This is a genomic window from Streptomyces sp. NPDC058401 (assembly GCF_042722885.1).
In the GTDB taxonomy this organism is placed as follows: domain Bacteria; phylum Actinomycetota; class Actinomycetes; order Streptomycetales; family Streptomycetaceae; genus Streptomyces.
On record NZ_JBHXKA010000034.1, the window covers coordinates 37,763 to 58,824 of the forward strand.

General features: G+C 72.2%; 18 protein-coding genes and 1 pseudogene. 18 read left to right on the top strand and 1 reads right to left on the bottom strand.

What is annotated here, in order from left to right; all coding sequences use genetic code 11:
• Positions 1 to 20 precede the first annotated feature (20 nt).
• From ACFWNV_RS15450 to aroA, 13 genes are all read left to right on the top strand, one after another.
• Positions 21 to 518, top strand: a complete 498-nt coding sequence (locus tag ACFWNV_RS15450; RefSeq protein WP_266914258.1) for a flavin reductase family protein — start codon at positions 21 to 23, stop codon at positions 516 to 518.
• Position 519: 1 nt separating this feature from the next.
• Complete coding sequence (locus ACFWNV_RS15455; RefSeq protein WP_383946211.1) at positions 520 to 1,563, top strand: hypothetical protein; 1,044 nt, start codon at positions 520 to 522, stop codon at positions 1,561 to 1,563.
• A gap of 218 nt (positions 1,564 to 1,781) precedes the next feature.
• Complete coding sequence (locus tag ACFWNV_RS15460) at positions 1,782 to 3,326, top strand: FAD/NAD(P)-binding protein (RefSeq protein WP_383946213.1); 1,545 nt, start codon at positions 1,782 to 1,784, stop codon at positions 3,324 to 3,326.
• 107 nt (positions 3,327 to 3,433) lie between these two features.
• On the top strand, positions 3,434 to 4,246 hold the full coding sequence (locus tag ACFWNV_RS15465) for a class II aldolase/adducin family protein (RefSeq protein ID WP_383946215.1): 813 nt from the start codon (positions 3,434 to 3,436) through the stop codon (positions 4,244 to 4,246).
• 65 nt (positions 4,247 to 4,311) lie between these two features.
• Positions 4,312 to 4,959, top strand: coding sequence for an NAD(P)-dependent oxidoreductase (locus ACFWNV_RS15470; protein ID WP_383946218.1), 648 nt, complete (start codon positions 4,312 to 4,314; stop codon positions 4,957 to 4,959).
• A gap of 29 nt (positions 4,960 to 4,988) precedes the next feature.
• A complete protein-coding gene (locus ACFWNV_RS15475) occupies positions 4,989 to 6,266 on the top strand; it encodes a multidrug effflux MFS transporter (RefSeq protein ID WP_383946221.1) in 1,278 nt (425 codons plus the stop codon).
• A gap of 157 nt (positions 6,267 to 6,423) precedes the next feature.
• On the top strand, positions 6,424 to 7,815 hold the full coding sequence (locus ACFWNV_RS15480) for a class II 3-deoxy-7-phosphoheptulonate synthase (protein ID WP_383946224.1): 1,392 nt from the start codon (positions 6,424 to 6,426) through the stop codon (positions 7,813 to 7,815).
• 48 nt (positions 7,816 to 7,863) lie between these two features.
• On the top strand, positions 7,864 to 8,241 hold the full coding sequence (gene aroH, locus ACFWNV_RS15485) for a chorismate mutase (RefSeq protein WP_383946226.1): 378 nt from the start codon (positions 7,864 to 7,866) through the stop codon (positions 8,239 to 8,241).
• Entirely contained in the window at positions 8,241 to 9,365 is a 1,125-nt protein-coding gene (locus tag ACFWNV_RS15490) for a prephenate dehydrogenase (protein WP_383946293.1), read from the top strand. The genes aroH and ACFWNV_RS15490 overlap by 1 nt, the downstream gene beginning before the upstream one ends.
• 130 nt (positions 9,366 to 9,495) lie before the next feature.
• Complete coding sequence (gene aroC / locus ACFWNV_RS15495; protein ID WP_383946229.1) at positions 9,496 to 10,683, top strand: chorismate synthase; 1,188 nt, start codon at positions 9,496 to 9,498, stop codon at positions 10,681 to 10,683.
• Positions 10,680 to 11,771, top strand: coding sequence for a 3-dehydroquinate synthase (aroB, locus tag ACFWNV_RS15500; RefSeq protein ID WP_383946232.1), 1,092 nt, complete (start codon positions 10,680 to 10,682; stop codon positions 11,769 to 11,771). Before aroC ends, aroB begins: the two co-directional genes overlap by 4 nt.
• Before the next feature lie 205 nt (positions 11,772 to 11,976).
• On the top strand, positions 11,977 to 14,130 hold the full coding sequence (gene tkt / locus ACFWNV_RS15505) for a transketolase (RefSeq protein WP_383946235.1): 2,154 nt from the start codon (positions 11,977 to 11,979) through the stop codon (positions 14,128 to 14,130).
• Positions 14,127 to 15,407, top strand: coding sequence for a 3-phosphoshikimate 1-carboxyvinyltransferase (gene aroA, locus ACFWNV_RS15510; RefSeq protein ID WP_383946238.1), 1,281 nt, complete (start codon positions 14,127 to 14,129; stop codon positions 15,405 to 15,407). The genes tkt and aroA overlap by 4 nt, the downstream gene beginning before the upstream one ends.
• Positions 15,408 to 15,498: 91 nt before the next feature.
• On the opposite strand, the gene ACFWNV_RS15515 is transcribed toward aroA, so the two are convergent.
• Complete coding sequence (locus ACFWNV_RS15515) at positions 15,499 to 16,071, bottom strand: dihydrofolate reductase family protein (RefSeq protein ID WP_383946241.1); 573 nt, start codon at positions 16,069 to 16,071, stop codon at positions 15,499 to 15,501.
• Positions 16,072 to 16,313: 242 nt separating this feature from the next.
• Between ACFWNV_RS15515 and ACFWNV_RS15520 the strand changes: the two genes are divergently transcribed.
• From ACFWNV_RS15520 to ACFWNV_RS15540, 5 genes and pseudogenes are all read left to right on the top strand, one after another.
• Positions 16,314 to 17,531 carry an NAD(P)/FAD-dependent oxidoreductase gene (locus tag ACFWNV_RS15520; RefSeq protein ID WP_383946244.1) on the top strand — a complete coding sequence of 406 codons (1,218 nt, stop codon included), beginning with the start codon at positions 16,314 to 16,316 and terminating at the stop codon, positions 17,529 to 17,531.
• 23 nt (positions 17,532 to 17,554) lie between these two features.
• A pseudogene (locus ACFWNV_RS15525) lies at positions 17,555 to 18,020 on the top strand (sigma factor-like helix-turn-helix DNA-binding protein); the annotation flags it as partial.
• A gap of 193 nt (positions 18,021 to 18,213) precedes the next feature.
• The gene (locus ACFWNV_RS15530; RefSeq protein WP_383946247.1) at positions 18,214 to 18,882 is read left to right on the top strand and encodes a DUF4097 family beta strand repeat-containing protein; all 669 of its coding nucleotides are present in this window, start codon (positions 18,214 to 18,216) and stop codon (positions 18,880 to 18,882) included.
• Between the two features lie 47 nt (positions 18,883 to 18,929).
• Positions 18,930 to 19,913: an ATP-binding cassette domain-containing protein gene (locus tag ACFWNV_RS15535; RefSeq protein ID WP_383946250.1), complete on the top strand. Its 984-nt coding sequence runs from the start codon at positions 18,930 to 18,932 to the stop codon at positions 19,911 to 19,913.
• Positions 19,910 to 20,701, top strand: coding sequence for an ABC transporter permease (locus tag ACFWNV_RS15540; protein WP_383946253.1), 792 nt, complete (start codon positions 19,910 to 19,912; stop codon positions 20,699 to 20,701). Before ACFWNV_RS15535 ends, ACFWNV_RS15540 begins: the two co-directional genes overlap by 4 nt.
• Positions 20,702 to 21,062: the final 361 nt, after the last annotated feature.

Below are 21,062 nucleotides of genomic sequence, written 5' to 3' on the forward strand. Positions count from 1 at the left end.
CCCAGCAGAGAGGCCCGGCCATGAACCACGACCTGCGCGATGTGATGCGTTCCTTCGCCACCGGGGTGTGCGTCGTCAGCACCTACACCGACCAGGACGGCGTGCGCACCCACAACGCGATCACCGTCAACTCGCTCACCTCCGTCTCCCTGGAACCGCCGCTGGTGTCCCTGAGCTTCCGTCACGACTCGGAGTTCTTCGCCGAGCTGCTGCGGACCGGAGTCGTCGGGATCTCGATCCTCGGCGCCGAGGGGGAGTCCACGGCCCGCGCGTTCGCGCGCCGGCGGCCCGAGCGCGACCAGGCGCTGACCGAGGTGGCGGGAGCGCCGGGCGAGGCCACCGGGACGCTGCTGTTCGACGCGGCCGCCTGGATGGAGTGCAGCCTGCGCGACCACGTGGTGGCGGGCGACCACGTGATGGTCATCGGCGAAGTCGTCGCCATGGGTGCCCGCGAGACCCAGACCCCCCTGATCTTCCTTCAGGGCGGATTCCACAGATTCGAACTGGAACAGGTGTGAAGTGCGCGCGAAGAAGCTGTTGAGCTGGCGGGTGCTCCTCGGAGCCGCCCTGGCCATATCAGCCCTGACCCTGCTGATCCTGCCCGGGAACCCGGCCCAGGCCACGGATTCCACCGCTGAGGCCGCGGCACGCACCTCGGGCTCGGTGACCGTCTGCCTGGTGACGCGGGACGCCCCGACCCGCGAGCGCACCGTCAAGGTCGCGCAGTGGGCCGCGCAGGTCCTGCTCCAGGAGACGCTCTCCTACGCGGGGCCCTGCGCCTCGTACGGCGCCCCGAGCGCGCTCGGCAACGGCACCGTGCGCACGTACGCGCAGATCAACGGCACCACCCCGCAGACCGTCGGCTTCGTCTTCCCCAAGAACACGCTGACCAACCTGCCGACCACCATGACCGACGGCCACCACTGCTACGACATGGACGGCAACGGCACGGTCAACGAGCACACCGAGTGCGTCGGCGGCCACGAGCGCCCGCTGGAGCTGCCCTCGCAGCTGACCTCGCTGCCCGGGATGCCGCTCAAGTGGGCCCTGCTGAACTACAACCCGATGGGCCACGGGCCGGAGCACATCTACACCGTCCCGCACTTCGACTTCCACTTCTACACGCAGTCCAAGGCGGAGCGCGACGCCATCCGCAGCGGTCCGTGCGGCCTGGCCATCAACTGCGACGACTACGCGACGGCCATCGAGCCGATCCCCCCGCAGTACCTGCCGGCGGACTACGTGAACAACAACGTGGCCGAGGCGGCCATGGGCAACCACCTGGTCGACCTGAACTCGCCCGAATGGCACTCCACCGCCTTCACCCAGACCTTCATCTACGGCGCCTACGACGCCAAGATCAGCTTCCTCGAGCCGATGATCACGAAGGCCTGGTTCGAGGGCATCGCCACCGGGGTCAACCCGAGCCGCTGCTGGCCCATCAAGCAGCCGCAGCAGTGGCAGATCGGCGGCTGGTACCCGCAGGAGTACTGCATCGACTACCGCGCCAACCGCGGTGACTACACCGTCTCGATGAAGAACTTCAAGAACTCCGCCGCCTGAGTCGCACAGACCCAAGTCGCACAGACCCAAGTCGCACTGACCCCGGTAGCAGAGACCCAAACCATTGGCCGACCGGCTCCGCCCCCGCCGCACCGGGGGCGGCCGGCGGCTCCCACTGAATCCCCGGAGTAGGCGAGGAAAGGGCCACCGTGATCGCGGACAGCAAGGCCGGCGCACGACGACCCCGCGCCTTCCACGAATTGATAGGTGACTGACACATGTCCCGTGGATTCTCGATCGGTATCGTCGGAGGAGGCGCGGCTGCAGTCTGCTTGATCGACGCGTTGTCGCGAACACAAAGCGAACCCGGCAGCCTCACGGTCTTCGAACCGTCGCCGCACCTGTGGCGCGGGCGTGCCTACCAGGTCGACACCGAGACCCTCAAGGTCAACGCGACCCCCGACGACATGTCCGTGCGCGCCGGCGACCTCCAGCACTTCGAGAACTGGCTGGAGACGCGGGACAAGGTCATAGGGGTCCGCACCGGAGTCGACCGCTGGTCCGGGAGCCGCTTCGCGCCCCGCACCGTGTACGGCGAGTACCTGGAGCAGACGGCCTACGCCGCGCTCGGTGAACTGCGCCGCCAGGGCTGGCGGGTCGACCTCGTCGGCGAGGGCGTCACCTCCGCGAGCCGCGCCGCCAACCGCGTGCTGCTGCGCACCGGCAACGGCCGCGCCCGCGCCTTCGACTACGCCATCCTGTGCGTCGGCGGCGACAGCCCCAAGGACGTCTACGGTCTCGGCGACACCCCCGGCTTCGTCGGGGACCCGTACCCGATCGTCAACAAGCTGGCGGACGTCGGCGAGCGGGAGCACGTCGCGATCATCGGCAGCGGCCTGACCGCCATCGACATCATCCTGTCGCTGGCCGCCCAGGGACACCAGGGCAAGATCAGCCTGCTGTCCCGGCGCGGGGTCCTGCCCGGCGTACGGCAGAAGGCGGTCCCCTTCGAGCTGCGGCACTTCACCCCGCACCGGATGGAGGAGCTGGCCGCGGTCCACCCCGAGATCTCCCTCGAGGACATCGCCACCATCATGCGGGCCGAGTTCCGCGACGTGGGCGCCGACCTCGACGCCGTGGTCTCGGAGATCATCCGCGTCGACCTGGAGGACCCGGTCGACCGGCTGCGCCGGCAGATCGAAGAGGTCGACTCCCCCCACATGGGCCTGCGCATCCTCCAGCGCGCCGTCCCCGAGACCGGCCCCGACGTCTGGCCGATGCTGCGCGAACAGGACAAGGTCCAGCTGCTGCGCGCCCACTACCGCACGATCATGAGCCTGTGCTGCCCCATGCCGCCCGGCAGCGCCGGCGTCCTCCTCGACCTCGTCGAGGCGGACAAGCTGGAGATCGTCGCCGGCCTGCAGAACATCACCCCCAACCCCGAGGCCGGCTTCGACGTCGTCACCGCCGAGGGACACGACTTCACGGCCGACCGCGTCATCAGCGCGGTCAACGCCTCCGAGGGGCGCATCCCCACCAGCGCCGCGCCCCTGGTCACCTCACTGATGCGCAGCCGCGTCGCCAGCCGCCACCCGCACGGCGGCCTGCACATAGCGCGCCCGACCAGCCAGCTGACCACCAACGGCCGGCCCGACCCGCGCCTCTACGGGCTCGGCAACATCGCCGCCGGCTCGCTCTTCTTCACCTTCGGGATCCCCTCCCTGGTCGACCGCAGCCAGGACATCGTCGGCGCGATCCTGCAGCACGCCGAGACCGTCACGGCCGCGACCCAGGAGAACGAGGACGTCCTGCTCACGGTCTAGCCGCGAGCGGGGGACCACCCCGCTCCCGGCCGGGCCGCCGCCCGCACCCGCACCCGTACCGACACCGGAAAACGACCCGGAGATTCCGGAGATGAGGACCCCCGAGCATGAGCGTCACCGAGACCGACCGGCCCGCCTACCTGGCGGACACGCACACCGGCCTGCCGATCCCGAGCGAGCCGGTCTTCGCCACCCACGAGGAGACGCGCCGTCACCGCAAGCAGCGGCTCGCCGCCGCGCTGCGCCTGTTCGGCAAGTACGGCTTCGGTGAGGGCATCTCGGGCCACATCTCGGTCCGCGACCCGGAGCACGAGGACCGCTTCTGGGTGAACCCCTTCGGCGTCTCCTTCAACCTGGTCCGCGTCGCCGACCTCATCTGCGTGGACTCGGCGGGCACCGTCGTCGAGGGCAAGCACCGGGTCAACCCCAGTGCCTTCGTCATCCACTCGGCCATCCACGAGCTGGCGCCGGGCGCCACCGCGGCCGCCCACGGCCACACCGCGCACTCCCGCGCGCTGGGAGCCCTGGGCCGCCTGCTGGACCCCATCGACCAGGAGTCCGCCGCCTTCTACAACCGCCAGGTCCTCTACGAGGAGTACGAGGGCCCCTCGGTCTCGGCCGAACTCGGCCGCGACATCGCGGAGAAGCTGGGAGACAACCGCGCGATCCTCCTGCGCCACCACGGCCTGATAACCGTCGGCGGATCGCTCGACGAGGCCGTGCACTGGTTCTTCACCTACGACAGCTGCGCCCAGGTGCAGCTGCTCGCCCGGGCGGCGGGCACGCCCAAGAGCTTCACCCATGAGCAGGCCGTCGCCGCTGGGGACGGCTTCGGCAACGAGCAGCTGGGCTGGTTCAGCTTCCAGCTGCTCTGGGACGAGATCATCCGCGAGCAGCCCGACTTCCTCGAAGAGGACTAGCCCTCGCAACGACTCCTCGTCCGGTACCACCCCCGAAGAATCACCGAGGAAGAAGAGGCACCACCATGAACATCCTGCTTTTCGGAGCCAGCGGACACATCGGCAGCGCCATCGCCGGCGAACTGCTCTCCCGCGGCCACGCCGTCACCGGCGTGACCCGCACCGGCGAGATCGCGGGCACCAGCCACGAAGGCCTCAAGGTGATCGCCGGCGACGCCACCAACGCGGACACCGTGGCCGAACTGTCCGCGCAGGGCTACGACGCGGTCGCCTCGGCCGTCGGCCCCAAGCTCGGCGTCGACGACGACCACAAGATCATCGTCGGTGCGGCCACCGCACTCATCGAGGGCCTCACCCGCAGCGGCGTACGCCGTGTCGTGGTCCTCGGCGGCGCCGGCAGCCTGGAGGTCTCCCCGGGCGTCAAGGTCATCGACAACCCGAACTTCCCGGCCGTGTGGAAGCAGAACGCGCTCGCCCAGAGCGAGGCGCTCGCCCTCTACCGCCAGGCCGGCTCCCTGGACTGGACGTTCATCTCCCCCGCCGCCCAGATCGAGCCCGGTGAGCGCACCGGGACCTATCGAGTCGGCGGTGAGCAGCTCCTGGTGGACGCCGAAGGCAAGAGCCAGATCAGCATCGCGGACTACGCGGTCGCCTTCGTGGACGAACTGGAGCGCGGCGACGCGATCCAGGCCCGCATCACCGTCGCCTACTGATTCCGCGTCCCCCGGAGGGGATCAGACACATGACTTCATCCGCTACACCGAAGAGCGCCGGCATCGTCCGGTTCGCCATCATCCTCGGTGCACTCACCGCTCTCGGCCCGCTGGCCAACGACGCCTACATGCCGGGTCTTCCGCAGATCGCCGAGGACCTGAGCACCAGCGCCTCGGCAGCCCAGCTCAGCCTCACCGCCTGCCTGCTCGGCCTCGGCATCGGCCAGCTCATCGCCGGACCCGTCAGTGACGCGCTCGGCCGCCGCCGCCCGCTCATCGCCGGTCTGGCGCTGTTCGCCGTCACCGCCCTGCTGTGCGCCTTCGCCCCCAACATCTGGACGCTGGTCGGGCTGCGCGCCCTCCAGGGCCTCGGCGGCGCCACCGGCATCGTCATCGCCTCCGCGGTCGTGCGCGACCGGCACACCGGGCCCGCCGCGGCCCGGTTCTTCGCGATGCTGATGCTCATCACCGGCATCGCGCCGATCCTGGCCCCCGTCCTCGGCGGCCAGCTGATGCTCGTCACCTCGTGGAAGGGCATCTTCGTCGCCCTCGCCATCATCGGCGCCCTGATGCTCATCGGCGTCGCCGGCGCCCTGCCCGAGACGCACCCCGCCGAACGGCGCGTGAGCGGCGGCCTCAAGGCCACCGGGCCGATCTTCCGCCGGCTGCTCAGCGACCGGGTGTTCGTCGGCTACAACCTGGCCTGCGGCTTCGCCTTCGCCGCGATGTTCGCGTACATCTCCGGCTCGACCTTCGTGCTCCAGTCCATCCACGGGATGTCCCCGCAGGGCTACAGCGTCGTCTTCGGCGTCAACGCCCTCGGCCTGGTCATCGCCGCGCAGGTCAGCGGCCGCATCGTGCACAAGACCGGCCCGCGCGCCCTGCTCGCCACCGGTCTGGCCGTCTCCGCGGTCGGCGGCCTCGCACTGCTCGCCGTCGTCCTCACCGACGCCGGTCTGGCCCCGCTGCTCGTCGCGCTCTTCCTGGTCGTCTCCAGCGTCGGCCTCGTCCTGCCGAACTCCTTCGCCCTGGCCCTCCAGGACCACGGCGACGTGGCCGGTTCGGCCGCCGCACTGCTGGGCCTGTCCCAGCACCTGATCGGCGCGGCCGTGGTCCCGCTCGTCGGCCTCGCCGGCGAGGACAGCGCCGTGCCGATGGGCATCGTCATCGCCGTCCTCGGCGTCGGCGGCCTGCTCTTCTTCGGCCTCACCAAGGGCCACAAGGCCGCCGGTGAGGAAGCCGAGGCCCAGCCGTCCGAGGCCCAGGCGCCTTCGGCCCGGACCTCCGAGGTCCACGAGCCGGTCTAGGCACCTGGCGAGACAGGCTCCTGAAACGGATTGCCCACCGGGGGTCCGTACGGCCGCACCACCGTACGGACCCCCGGCACCCGGGGCCGCCATCCCGGGCGGCGACAGGCCCACACCTCTTCCCTTTCCCACCGAAACCGATCGAGGCACAGCCACCATGACCCTCGCCACGCACGCCACGGCCGTCGACACCTGGCGGCTGCTGCCCGCCGCCCAGCAGCCGACCTACCCCGATCCCGTCGCCCTGCGCTCCGCGCTCGACGACCTCGCCTCCTACCCGCCCCTGGTCTTCGCCGGCGAGTGCGACCGGCTGCGCGACCGGCTCGCCGACGTCGCCCGCGGCGAGGCCTTCGTCCTCCAGGGCGGGGACTGCGCCGAGACCTTCGACGCCGTCAGTTCCGACCAGGTCCGCGACAAGGTGCAGACCCTGCTCCAGATGGCCGCCGTCCTCACCTACGCGAGCTCGGTGCCCGTGGTGAAGATCGGCCGGATCGCCGGGCAGTACTCCAAGCCCCGCTCCAAGCCCACCGAGATCCGCGACGGTGTCGAACTGCCCGTCTACCGCGGCGACTCCGTCAACGGCCTCGCCTTCACGCCCGAGTCCCGCACCCCGGACCCGGAGCGCCTCAAGCGGATGTACCACTCCTCCGCCGCCACCCTGAACCTGGTACGGGCCTTCACCACCGGCGGCTACGCCGACCTGCGCCAGGTCCACGAGTGGAACCGCGACTTCGTCGCCGCCTCCCCGGTCGGCGAGCGCTACGAGCGCCTCGCCGGGGACATCGACGACGCGCTCACCTTCCTCGCCGCCTGCGGCGCCGACCCGGCCGCCGTGCACTCCTCCGAGATCTTCGCCAGCCACGAGGCACTGCTCCTGGACTACGAGGCCGCGCTCACCCGCGTCGACGCCCGTACCGGCCGGCCGTACGACGTCTCCGGCCACATGATCTGGATCGGCGAGCGCACCCGTCAGCTCGACGGCGCCCACATCGAGTTCGCCTCCACGGTGCAGAACCCCATCGGAGTCAAGCTCGGCCCCACGACCTCCGCCGACGAGGCCCTGCGCCTCATCGACAAGCTGGACCCGGAGCGCCAGCCCGGCCGCCTCACCTTCATCACCCGGATGGGCGCCCGCAACATCCGCGAGATCCTCCCCGAGCTCATCGGCAAGGTCACCGCCGAGGGCGCGCGCCCCGCGTGGATCTGCGACCCGATGCACGGCAACACCTTCGAGGCGCCCAGCGGCCACAAGACCCGGCACTTCGACGACGTGCTCGACGAGGTCACCGGCTTCTTCGAGGTCCACCGCGCGCTCGGCACCCACCCCGGCGGCATCCACATCGAGCTGACCGGCGACGACGTCACCGAATGCGTCGGCGGCGGCGCCGAGGTCCGGCTCACCGACCTCGGACAGCGTTACGAGTCCGCCTGCGACCCGCGCCTGAACCGCAAGCAGTCGCTCGACCTGGCCTTCCGCGTCGCCGAGCTGTACCGCAACCGCCAGGTGGCCGGCGAGCCCCGCCGCGAAGCCGTACCGGCCGCCGCCTGATCCCGCGCGACCGATCGACGTACCGTTCTGAAGCAAAGGGAGAAGCCCATGTCCGTGCGTGCCCTGCGCGGTGCCATCCAGCTGGAAGTCGACGAGCGGGGCCACCTGCTGGACGGGGTCCGAACGCTGTTCCAGGAGATGCTCGCCGCCAACGGGCTCGACCACGAGGAACTGGTCAGCCTGTTCTTCACGGCGACCCCCGACCTGGTCAGCGAGTTCCCGGCGGTCGCCGCCCGCGAACTGGGCGTGACCGACGTGCCCATGATGTGCGCGCAGGAACTGGACATCGCCGGGGCCCTGCCCCGGGTCGTGCGGATCCTCGCGTACGCCGAGACGGAGCTGACCAAGCGCGAGATCAAGCACGTCTACCTGGGCGGTGCGGCAGCCCTGCGCCGAGACCTGGTCACCGCCGGGGATCCCAGATGATCCGCTCCGCCGCGGTGGTGGGGACGGGCCTCATCGGAACCTCCATCGCACTGGCCCTGTCCCGTCGCGGGGTGGCCGTCCACCTCATCGACGAGAACGATTCGGCCGCCCGCACCGCCGCCTCGCTCGGCGCCGGCACCGTCGGCGCCCCGAAGAACACCGTGGACCTGGCCGTACTGGCCGTCCCGCCGGCCCAGGTCGGCACCGTGCTCGCCGCCCAGCAGAAGCTGGGCCTCGCCCACTCGTACACCGACGTCGCCAGCGTCAAGACCGAGCCGGAGATCGGGGTCCTCGCCGCGGGCGCCGACCCCGTCAGCTTCATCGGCGGACATCCCATGGCCGGCCGGGAGCGCTCCGGCCCGCTCGCCGCCTGCGCCACCCTCTTCGAGGGCCGCTCCTGGGTGCTGACCCCCACGGCCCACACCAGCCGCGAGGCGCTCAACATGGCGCTCATGATGGTCTCCCTGTGCGGGGCGGTGCCCGTCGTCATGGACAGCGACGTCCACGACCGGGCCGTCGCCCGCGTCTCGCACACCCCGCACGTGGTCGCCTCCCTGATGGCCGCCCGCCTCCAGCACCTCCCGGAGGACGCCTGCCGCCTCGCCGGGCAGGGGCTGCGCGACGTGACCCGGATCGCCGGGGGCGACCCCCGGCTGTGGAGCGACATCCTGGAGTCCAACGCCACCGCGGTCGCCGACGTGCTGACCGAACTCGCCGAGGACCTCCAGGTCACCGTGGCCGCCCTGCGGGGCCTCGCCACCAACGACGCCGACGAACGCGCCCAGGGCACCACGCTCCTGGCCGACCTGCTCGGCCGCGGCATCAGCGGCCGCGACCGCATCCCCGGCAAGCACGGCCACCCCGTGCCCGCCTGCGCGCCGGTCCGGGTCCTGATCGGGGACCAGCCCGGCGAACTCGCCCGGCTCCTGGCGAACGCCGCCGAACTGGGCGTCAACATCGAGGACATGACCATCGACCACTCGCCCGGCGACGAGAGCGGCCTGGTCGAGCTGATGGTCGCCCGCGGGACCGCCGTCACCGTGGCCCAGGGCCTGTTGGGCGCCGGGTGGCGGGTTCAGCGGATGGGGCCCATCGAGGCCCCGCCGGTGGCCGTCGGGGTCTGACCCCGGCCCGCGGATCCCCGTACGACCCGTTCCGCCGTCCTTCCCCCTCCACGGGGACCCGGCCGCCCCACCGGCCGGGTCCGCACGCCCACCCCGCCGGCCCACCACGCCGCATGACAGAGGATCACCCTTGAGTACTTTGCGATGGCTCACCGCGGGCGAATCGCACGGCCCCGCCCTCACCGCCGTCCTCGAAGGCCTGCCCGCCGGGGTGGAGATCTCCACCAAGGCCGTCGCCGACTCCCTCGCCCGGCGCCGCCTCGGCCACGGCCGGGGCGCCCGGATGGCCTTCGAGCGGGACGAGGTGACCTTCCTCGGCGGCGTCCGCCACGGCCTCACCCAGGGCGGGCCCGTGTCGGTCCAGGTCGGCAACACCGAATGGCCCAAGTGGGAGACGGTGATGGCCGCCGACGGCGTGGACCCCGAGGTGCTGGCCGGCCGGGCGCGCAACGCCCCGCTCTCGCGGCCCCGCCCCGGCCACGCCGACCTCGCCGGGATGCAGAAGTACGGCTTCGACGACGCCCGGCCGGTACTGGAGCGGGCCAGCGCCCGCGAGACCGCCGCCCGCGTCGCCGTCGGCGAGGTCGCCCGCGCCTTCCTCCAGCAGGCGTACGGGATCACCATCGTCAGCCACGTCGTCTCCCTCGGCGCCGCCGCCGCCCCCGAGGGCGTGGTCCCGGGACCCGGCGACACCGAACGCGTCGACGCCGATCCGGTGCGCTGCCTGGACCCGGAGGCCTCCGCCGCGATGGTCGCCGAGGTCGACCGGGCCCACGAGAACGGCGACACCCTCGGCGGAGTCGTCGAGGTGCTCGTGTACGGACTTCCGCCGGGCCTGGGCAGCTACGTCCACGGCGACCGGCGCATCGACTCCCGCCTGGCGGCCGCCCTCATGGGCATCCAGGCCATCAAGGGCGTCGAGTTCGGCGACGGCTTCGGCCTCGCCAAGGTCCCCGGCTCCCTCGCCCACGACGAGATCGAGCGGGACGCGGAAGGGGCCGTCCGCCGCCGCACCGCCCGCTCCGGCGGGGTCGAGGGCGGGATGACCACCGGCGAACCCCTGCGGGTGCGCGCCGCCATGAAGCCCATCGCCACCGTGCCGCGCGCCCTGGCGACCATCGACGTCGCCACCGGCGAGCCGGCCGTCGCCCACCACCAGCGCTCCGACGTCTGCGCGGTGCCCGCCGCGGCCGTCGTGGCCGAGGCGATGACGGCGCTGGTCCTCGCGCACGCCGCGCTGGAGAAGTTCGGCGGGGACTCCGTCGCCGAGACCGCCCGCAACCACCGGGGCTACCTCGAGAACCTGGCCGTCCGGTGAGCGCCCCGACGCTGAACACGCCGGTGCTGGCGGGGAGCACCCGGATACCCGTCGGCGGCGAACGGCCCTACGAGGCCGTCGTCGGCCACGGGCTGACCGGCGAGACCGGCCGCGTCCTCGGCTCCGAACCGCTGCGGGTGGCCGTCGTGCACTCCCGCACGCTGCTGCCGACGGCCCGGCGGATCGCCCGCGAGCTCACCGACGAGGGACGCATCGTCGTCTCCCTCGAAGTGCCCGAGGGCGAAGCCGCCAAGGACATGACCGTCGTGGTGGGCCTGTGGCGGGCCCTCGCGGACGCCGGGTTCACCCGCTCCGACGCCGTCGTGGCCGTCGGCGGCGGGGCCACCACCGACCTCGCCGGGTTCGCCGCCGCCGGCTGGCTGCGCGGGGTACGGCTGGTTCTGGTGCCGACCACCCTGCTCGGCATGGTCGACGCCGCCATCGGCGGGAAGACCGCCGTCAACCTGCCCCAGGGCAAGAACCTCGTCGGGGCCTTCCACCCGCCCGCCGGGGTGCTGTGCGACCTGGACCTGCTGGACACCCTGCCGCCCGCCGACTACGTCAGCGGCCTCGCCGAGGTCATCAAGGCCGGGTTCATCGCCGACCCGGAGATCCTGCGCCTGGTCGAGGAGGACCCCGCCGCGGCCGTCCACACCCGGGAGCTCGTCGAGCGCGCCATCCGCGTCAAGGCGGAGGTCGTCACCGAGGACTTCCGGGAGGACGGCCGCCGCGAGCACCTCAACTACGGCCACACCCTGGGCCACGCCATCGAGCGGGTCGCCGGCTACCGGGTCCGGCACGGCCACGCGGTGGCCGCCGGCATGGTCTTCGCCGCCGAACTCGCCCGGCTCGACGGCCGGCTGTCCGCCGCCGACACCGAGCGCCACCGCGACCTCCTCGGCGCCGCCGGCCTGCCCACCACCCACGGCGGGGCCTGGGCCCCGCTGCGCGACGCGATGGGCATCGACAAGAAGACCCGGGGCAACCGGCTGCGGTTCGTCGTGCTCGACGCCATCGGCCGCCCCGCCCTGCTCGCCGCCCCGGACGAGGACCTGCTCCGGGCCGCCTACGAGCGGATCTCCCGGTGAAGTGCGCCCCCGTCCGCTACGCCCGGGCCCGCGCGATCCGGTGTGCCCGCGCGGTCCGCCACGGCGGATCGGTCCGCCCGGCGGGGCGGGGCGTCGGGGGCGCAGCAACCGAACGCACCGCAGGCCCCGTACCCGAAGAAGCGGTGGGACCTGCGGGACCCGCACGCACACCCGTACCCGAATCCCCCGAACAGGAAGGCCCGTCATGACCGTCGCCACCGCCCCGCAGGGCACCGCGTCCGCCCTGCTCTGGGGGGACGCCGACCGCCGGGCCGTCGAGGTCGCCCGCGCCCTGACCGTGGACGCGGTCGAGGCGGCCGGACACGGACACCCCGGTACCGCCATGAGCCTCGCGCCGGCCGCCTACCTGCTCTTCCAGCGGCTGCTGCGGCACGACCCCCAGGACCCGCGCTGGGCCGGCCGCGACCGGTTCGTGCTCTCCTGCGGCCACGCCAGCCTGACCCTCTACACGCAGCTCTACCTGTCGGGCTACGGGCTCACCCTCGACGACCTCAAGGGCCTGCGCACCGAGGGCAGTCTGACCCCCGCGCACCCCGAGTACGGGCACACCCCGGGCGTGGAGACCACCACGGGTCCGCTGGGCCAGGGCCTCGCCAACGCGGTCGGCATGGCCATGGCCGCCCGCCGCGAGCGCGGCCTGTTCGACCCGGAGGCCGCCCCCGGCGCCTCCCCCTTCGACCACACCGTCTGGGCCATCGCCTCCGAGGGCGACCTGGAGGAGGGCGTCGCGCACGAGGCCAGCTCGCTCGCCGGGCACCAGCGCCTCGGCAACCTCGTCGTCCTCTACGACGAGAACCGCATCTCCATCGAGGACGACCGGCAGATCGCGCACTCCGAGGACACCCTCGCCCGCTACCGGGCGTACGGCTGGCACGTGCAGGAGGTCGACTGGACGGCGGGCGGTGAATACCGCGAGGACGTCGAGGCCCTGCACCGGGCGCTCGTCACCGCCCGCGAGACCACCGACCGGCCCTCCCTCGTATCGCTGCGCACGATCATCGGCTGGCCCGCGCCGAAGAAGCGCAACACCGGCGGCATCCACGGATCCGCCCTCGGCGCCGAGGAGGCCGCCGCCGCCAAGGCCGCGATGGGCCTCGACCCCGCGCTCTCCTTCCAGGTCCCCGCCGAGGTCCTGGCCCACGCCCGCAAGGTCGCCGACCGCGGGGCCGAAGCCCACCGCCAGTGGGACAAGACCCTCGCCGACTGGCGCGCCCTCGACCCCGCGCGCGCCGAGCTCTTCGACCGGCTCTCCGAGCGCCGGCTGCCCGAGGGCTGGCAGGAGAACCTGCCGGTGTTCCCCGGCGGCGGCCAGATCGCCACCCGCAAGGCGTCCGGCGAGGTGCTGAACGCCCTCGCCTCCGTCCTGCCCGAACTGTGGGGCGGCTCCGCCGACCTCGCCGAGTCCAACCTCACCACCATGAAGGGCGAACCCTCCTTCATCCCCGAGGAGCTGGCGACGGAGGCCTACTCCGGCCACCAGTACGGGCGCACCCTGCACTTCGGCATCCGCGAGCACGCCATGGGCGCCATCCTCAACGGCATCGCCCTGCACGGCGGGACCCGCCCCTACGGCGGCACCTTCCTCGTCTTCTCCGACTACATGCGCCCCGCCGTCCGCCTCGCGGCCATGATGAAGCTGCCCGTCACCTACGTCTGGACCCACGACTCCATCGGGCTCGGCGAGGACGGTCCCACCCACCAGCCGATCGAGCACCTCTGGTCGCTGCGCGCCATCCCCGGCCTGGACGTGGTCCGGCCCGCCGACGCGAACGAGACCGTCGTCGCCTGGCGCACCATCCTGGAGAACGACGACCGCCCGGCGGGCCTGTGCCTGTCCCGGCAGAACCTGCCCGTGCTGGAGCGCACCGAGGAGAGCGGGCTGTCCCCCGCCGAAGGCGCCGCGCGCGGCGGGTACGTCCTGGCCGAGGCCGAGGGCGGGCGCCCCGAGGCCATCCTCATCGCCACCGGCAGCGAGGTGCCCATCGCGCTCGACGCCCGCCGCATCCTGCAGGACGGGGGCCTCGCCACCCGCGTCGTGTCCATGCCCTGCCTGGAGTGGTTCCAGGCACAGGAGGAGGCCTACCGCGAGGAGGTGCTCCCCGCCGAGGTGGCCGCCCGGGTCTCCGTCGAGGCCGGGTCCAGCCTCGGTTGGTACGCTCTCGTCGGCGCGGCCGGCACCTCGCTGGGCATCGACTCCTTCGGCGCGTCCGCCCCGTACCAGTCCCTGTACGAACTCCACGGCCTGACGGCGCCGAAGGTCGCCGCGGCCGCCCGCGCGAGCGTCGAGCGCGCGCAGCGGGCCCAGCAGAGGTCCCAGAGAAAGGCCGACGCCAGATGAGCGCCGCCACCACCGTGCTGGAGGCCCGGATCCCCGGGTCCAAGAGCATCACCAACCGGGCGCTGCTCCTCGCGGCCGCCGCCCCCGGCCGCAGCCGCCTCGGCGCGCCCCTGATCAGCGACGACACCCTCGCCTTCCGGGCCGCGCTGACGGACCTGGGCACCGGGGTGCGCGACATCGGCGACAGCGGATACGGCTACGGGGACGGCTCCGGGTACGGCGACGGATCGGGCGAGGTCTGGGAGGTCACCGGGCGCGGCTCCGGACCGGCCGGCCCCGGCCGGGTCTGGTGCGCCGACGCCGGCACCGCGGCGCGCTTCCTGCCGCCCTTCGCGGCCACCGGGCGCGGGGAGATCGCCTTCGACGGCTCCGAACAGTTGCGGGCGCGCCCGCTGGGGCCGCTGCTGGAGGCGCTCAGCGGGCTCGGGGCGCGGGTGCGCGGTTCCGGCCTGCCCTTCACCCTGACCGCGCGGGGGCTGGCCGGCGGCCGCATCGAGCTGGACTCCGGGCTCAGCAGCCAGTACCTCTCCGGGCTGCTGATGGCCGCCCCGCTGATGGGCGGGCCGCTCACGGTGGACGTGCCGCGGCTGGTCAGCCGTCCGTACGTCGACATGACCCTGTCCCTGATGCGGCACTTCGGCGCCCGGGTCGAGGAGGAGGGCAGCGCGATCACGGTCCACCCGGGCGGCTACCGGCCCACCGACCTCGACATCGAGCCCGACGCCTCGACCGCCTCGTACTTCTTCGCGGCTGCGGCCGTCACCGGCCGCACCGTACGGGTCCGGTCCCTGGGCGCCGGCAGCCTGCAGGGCGACACCGCGTTCGTGGAGGTGCTGCGGCGCGCCGGGGCCCGGGTCACCCGGGGCGCGGACTGGACCGAGGTCACCGGCACCGGCGCGCTGCGCGGCGGATTCACCGTCGACATGGGCGACATCTCGGACACCTTCATGACCATGGCCGCGATCGCCCCGCTCGCGGACGCCCCGGTCACCATCACCGACATCGCGCACGCCCGGCTGAAGGAGTCCGACCGCATCGCCGCCGTCGCGGGGAACCTGCGCGCGCTGGGCATCCGGGTCGAGGAGGGACCGGACCGCATCACCGTCCACCCGGGCACCCCCGCCCCGGCGACGGTCGACTGCCACCGGGACCACCGCATCGCGATGTCCTTCTCGGTACTGGGCCTGCGCGCCCCCGGCATCACCCTCGACGACCCGGCCTGCGTGGCCAAGACCTTCCCCGGGTTCCACGAGGAGCTGCACCGGCTGTTCGGCTGAGTCGCGCGCCTGCGTGCGTACGCGAACGGCGCCCCTGCCGTCACCGGCGGGGCGCCGTTTTCGTTCGTTCGCGCTCCGGCCTGCGGACGGCTCAGCGGATGACGTCGAAGACGTTCAGCTGCAGGCCGTTGGCGTAGGCCGCGTGCTCGACGAGCTTCAGCTTCTGCGCGTCCTTGTCGGTGGCGCTGAAGAGCCGCTTGCCCGCACCGAGCAGCAGCGGGAAGACCAGCAGGTGGTAACGGTCGATCAGGCCGGCGTCGGAGAGCGCCCGGTTCAGAGCGGCGCTGCCGTGGACGATGATCGGGCCGCCCTCGGTCTCCTTCAGCGCGGCGACCTCGTCGAGCGAGCGCAGGATCGTGGTGTCGCCCCAGTCCGCCACCAGTTCGTCCTCGGCGAGGGTCGTGGAGACGACGTACTTCGGCATCACCTTGTAGTCCGCGAAGTCCTCCATGGCGGGCCACACCGGGCTGAACGCCTCGTAACTCGTCCGCCCCAGCAGCATCGCCGAGGCCTCCTTCTGCTCCCGCCCCTTGATCTCGAACGCCTCGGGCAGGAACTCGACGTCCTTGAAGGTCCAGCCCGAGTTCCGGTACCCGGGCTCGCCGCCGGGGGCCTCGACGACACCGTCGAGGGAGATGAAGGCGGAGCTGATCAGGGTGCGCATCTGCGGTTCCTCGGAATCTCGTGGCCGGCTCTCGGCGGATCTGTCCGGCGCGCACCGCGGCCCTGTGTACGGGGCCGCCGTGGCGCACCTTTCATGATCTAAGACTGCGGACCGCCGGGAAACTCATCGGTCCCCGCGCGTTCTCCCGCCATGTGACCCGTGTCACATGGCGTTCCTGTCGGGAATCGGGGCGCTGTCCCGCTCGACTCCCCGAGAGCCAAGCGACCCGACAGGAGCATCACATGAAGCACCGCATCGTCGTCCTCGGTGCCGGCTATGCCGGGGCCTACGTGGCCGGGACCCTGGCCCGCCGGTTGTCCCCGGCGGACACCGGGATCACCGTGGTCAACGCCGTCCCGGACTTCGTCGAGCGGCTGCGGCTGCACCAGCTCGCGGCCGGGCGGGAGATCGGGACCCGCAGGCTCGCGGACGTCTTCGCGGGCACGGGGATACGGCTGCGCGTGGCCCGGGTCACGGCCGTCGACCCCGACCGCCGGGTCGTCGCCGTGGCCGGCGCCGACGGCGGCACCGACCTCACCACCGACGGCGGCGCCGATGAACTCGGCTACGACACGCTCCTCTACGCCCTCGGCAGCCACGGCGACGACCGCGGCGTCCCCGGCGCGGCCGAGCACGCCTTCGACGTAGCCTCCCGCCCCTCGGCGCTGCGCCTGCGCGAACGCCTGGACGGTCTGCGGGAGGGCGGGAGCGTGGTGGTCGTCGGCGACGGGCTGACCGGCATCGAGACCGCCACCGAGATCGCCGAATCCCGGCCCGGCCTGTCGGTCACCCTGGTCGCCCGCGGCGAGCTGGGCCACCGGCTCTCCGCCGGAGCCCGCAGTCACCTGCGCCGGGCCTGTGACCGGCTGGGCATCACCGTCCTGGAGCACACCGGCGTCGAAGCCGTCGAGGCGGCGCGGGTGCTGTGCGCCGGCGGCGCCGCCCTGGCGTCCGACGCGACCGTGTGGACGGCCGGGTTCGCGGTCGACCCCATCGCCGCCGCCGCCGGGCTGGCGGTCACCGAGAGCGGCCGGATCCTCGTCGACCGCACCATGCGCTCGCTCTCGCACCCGAACGTCTACGCCGCCGGCGACAGCGTCTTCACGCTCGGCGAGAACGGCCACCCGCTGCCGATGTCCTGCGCTTCGGCCGGCTTCACCGGCATGCAGGCCGCGAAGGCCATCGTGGGAACGCTGACCGGCGGCGACACCGGACACGTCAGGCTGGCGTACCCGGGCAACCACATCAGCCTCGGGCGGCGGGACGGGATCCTGCAGCTGGTCGATGCCGAAGCGCAGGCGAAGCCGACGTACACGGGTGGCCGGAAGGCCGCGCGGATCAAGGCGGGCATCCTCAAGGTCTCGCTGTGGACCACCTCGCACCCGACCTTCTGCATGCCACAGCGCAAGCGCCACCTGGCCGCCGCGCCGATCGCCCCCGCCGAGAAGGCGGTCGCGTAGCTGCCTAGGGTGACCCGCATGGACAGCGCTGCCGTGGATCGCTTCGACACCGGTCGGTTCTCTACGGCGACCCGGTGCTCGGGCCGGCCGACACCTTCGAGCAGCGCGAATCGGTCTCCCTGGCCGTGCTGACCGTCATGGAGCGACTGTCACCCGTCGAGCGGGCCGTCTACATCCTGCGCGAGACGTTCTCCTACGGCCACGCCGAGATCGCCGGCATCCTCGACATCACCGAGTCCGCGAGCCAGCAGCACCTCCACCGGGCCCGGGGCCGCATCACCGCCACGCGCCGCGGCGGCGGCGAAGTCGACCCCGCGTCCGCCCGCCGGATCGTCGAGGAGGCGACCGAGTCCTGGGCGCCGTGGCGTTCGACGTCGGCGAAGACAAGATCGCAGCCGTGCGCGGGATCGCCGCCCCGCCCGCCTCGTCCGGCTCGCCGAGGCCTGGCGGCAGCACGAACCGGAGTTGCCCCTCATCGCCGCGTGGTGAGGGTCTGTAGCTTTCACTTCTAGTTCATTGCAACGCTTGGGCCCTCGTCGTTGCATTTAACTCTCAGCCTTCGCAACGATTTGATGGCCTTGAACTGCATAGATGGACTTTCTCGGTAGTCAGTTACTTGTTGGGATATGGAAAGCAACGTAGCTTTCCATCTATCGGAAACAACAAGTCGCAGGAGAGAATCATGCAGAAGTTCGCCACCGCCACCCCGATCTCCGCCGTGCTGGACATCCCCGCCGGCAGCATCCGCTTCATCGCCTCGGACCGCGCGGACACCGCGGTCGAGGTCCGGCCCGCCGATGCCTCGAAGGGCCGCGACGTGAAGGCGGCCGAGCAGACCTCGGTCGAGTTCGGCGACGGGATCCTGCGGATCGCCGTCCCGGCGAAGAACCAGCTCCTGGGCGCCTCCGGTGCCGTCGAGGTGACCGTCCAGCTGCCCGCCGGCTCCCGCGTCGAGGCGAAGGTGGCCGACGCCGAACTGCGGGGCGTCGGACGCCTCGGCGACGTCGTCTTCGAGGGAGCGCGCGGCTCGGTCAAGCTCGACGAGGCAGCGAGCGCCCAACTGACCCTCGCGGCCGGTGACGTCTCGGTCGGCCGCCTCGGCGGCCCCGCCCGGATCAGTACCCAGAAGGGCGACCTGCACATCGCCGAAGCCCTGAGCGGCACGGTCGAACTGCGCACCGAGTACGGCGAGATCGCGGTCGGCGCCGCCCGCGGGGTCAGCGCCACCCTCGACGCCGGCACCTCCCTCGGCCGGATCCACAACGCCCTGCACAACGCCGACGGCGCCGCCGCCGGCCTCGACATCCACGCGACCACCGCCTACGGCGACATCACCGCCCGCAGCCTCTGACATCCGTAGATCCGTACATCCGTAAATCCGTAAAGGAGCACCGCCCCATGACCAGCTTGGCCATCACGGCGAACGGGCTGCGCAAGTCCTACGGGGACAAGACCGTCCTCGACGGCATCGACCTGGCCGTCCCCGAAGGAACCGTCTTCTCCCTGCTCGGCCCGAACGGTGCGGGCAAGACCACCGCCGTCAAGATCCTCTCCACCCTCGTCTCCCCGGATCCCGCCTCCGGCGAGATCCGGGTCGGCGGCCACGACCTGGCCGCCGACCCGCGGGCGGCCCGCGCCGCGATCGGTGTCACGGGTCAGTTCTCGGCGGTCGACGGGCTGATCACGGGTGAGGAGAACCTGCTCCTCATGGCGGATCTGCACCACCTGTCCAAGCGGGACGGGCGGAGGGTGGCTGCCGAACTCCTCGAACGGTTCGACCTGGTGGAGGCCGCGAAGAAGCCGGCGTCGACGTACTCGGGTGGGATGAAGCGGCGGCTGGACATCGCGATGACGCTGGTCGGGGATCCGCGGATCATCTTTCTCGACGAGCCGACGACCGGGTTGGACCCGCGGTCGCGGCACACCATGTGGCAGATCATCCGCGGGCTCGTTGCCGGTGGGGTGACCGTTTTCCTCACCACGCAGTACCTGGAGGAGGCCGATCAGCTCGCGGACCGGATCGCGGTGCTGAACGACGGCCGGATCGCCGCCGAGGGCACCGCGGAGGAGTTGAAGCGGCTGATACCCGGAGGCCACGTACGCCTGCGGTTCTCCGACCCGGCCCTGTACCGGTCCGCCGCCACCGAGCTGCACGAGGCCGCCCGGGACGAGGAATCCCTCACCCTGCGGATCCCCGGCGACGGCAGCCAGCGCGCGCTGCGCCACCTGCTCGGCCGGCTGGACTCGGCCGGAGTCGAGGCGGACGAACTGACCGTGCACACCCCCGACCTCGACGACGTGTTCTTCGCCCTGACCGGCACCGACCCGCGCCCCGGCCGGTCCGACCTGAACGACCACCAGAACCAGGAGACCGACCGATGAGCACCCTCGCCCTCGCCGTCCGCGACTCGTCCACGATGCTGCGCCGCAACCTCCTGCACGCCCGGCGCTACCCGTCCCTGACGCTGAACCTGCTGCTCACGCCGATCATGCTGCTCCTGCTCTTCGTCTACATCTTCGGCGACGTGATGAGCGCCGGCCTCGGCGACGGCGGCGGGGACCGCTCCGCCTACCTCGCCTACCTCGTGCCGGGCCTGCTGCTGATGACGATCGGCAGCACCACGATCGGCACCGCGGTGTCGGTCTCCACGGACATGAGCGAGGGCATCATCGCCCGCTTCCGCACGATGGCGATCCACCGCGGCTCGGTGCTCATCGGGCACGTCATCGGCAGCGTGATCCAGTCGATCGCGAGCGTGGTCCTGGTCGGCGCCGTCGCCGTGGCCATCGGCTTCCGGTCCACGGACGCGACGGCCCTGGAATGGCTGGCGGCCTTCGGGCTCCTCGTCCTGTTCGCCCTGGCGCTCACCTGGATCGCCGTCGGCATGGGCCTCGTCAGCCCGAACGCCGAGGCGGCGAGCAACAACGCGATGCCGCTGATCCTGCTGCCGCTCCTGTCCAGCGCCTTCGTCCCGGTGGAGGGGATGCCGGGCTGGTTCCGGCCCATTGCCGAGTACCAGCCCTTCACCCCGGCCATCGAGACCCTGCGCGGGCTGCTGCTCGGCAGCGAGATCGGCAACAACGGGTGGATCGCGGTCGCCTGGTGCCTGGGCCTCGCGGTGCTCGGCTACTTCTGGTCGGCCGCGAAGTTCAACAGTGACCCGAAGTAGCGCCCGGGGCCGGCACAGGCCCTACGCACCCCGCACCGTCCGCAGGCGGCGCACCCCGACAGCAGGTCGGAGTGCGCCGCCTCGTTCGTGCCGGCCCGGGTCACGCACCGCTGACGGCGCGGAGTTCCCGGTGCTGCCGTCTGGGGGGCGCGGTTTCGTAGCGGGGGGCCGACGGTTCGCCGAGCGTGCCGTTCTGGATGCTGCGGGCTGCTTCCCGCATATTTCTCCCACTTCAGCGGGAGAAAATACTGTCGGGTGTGCTGCCCACCGACACATCCTCGTATAAGAGCAACTGATGCCGGTGGGCACCTTGCGGACTCCACGGGTGGGCTGCGCCCTGCGCTGCGCTCCGGTGCTCGCT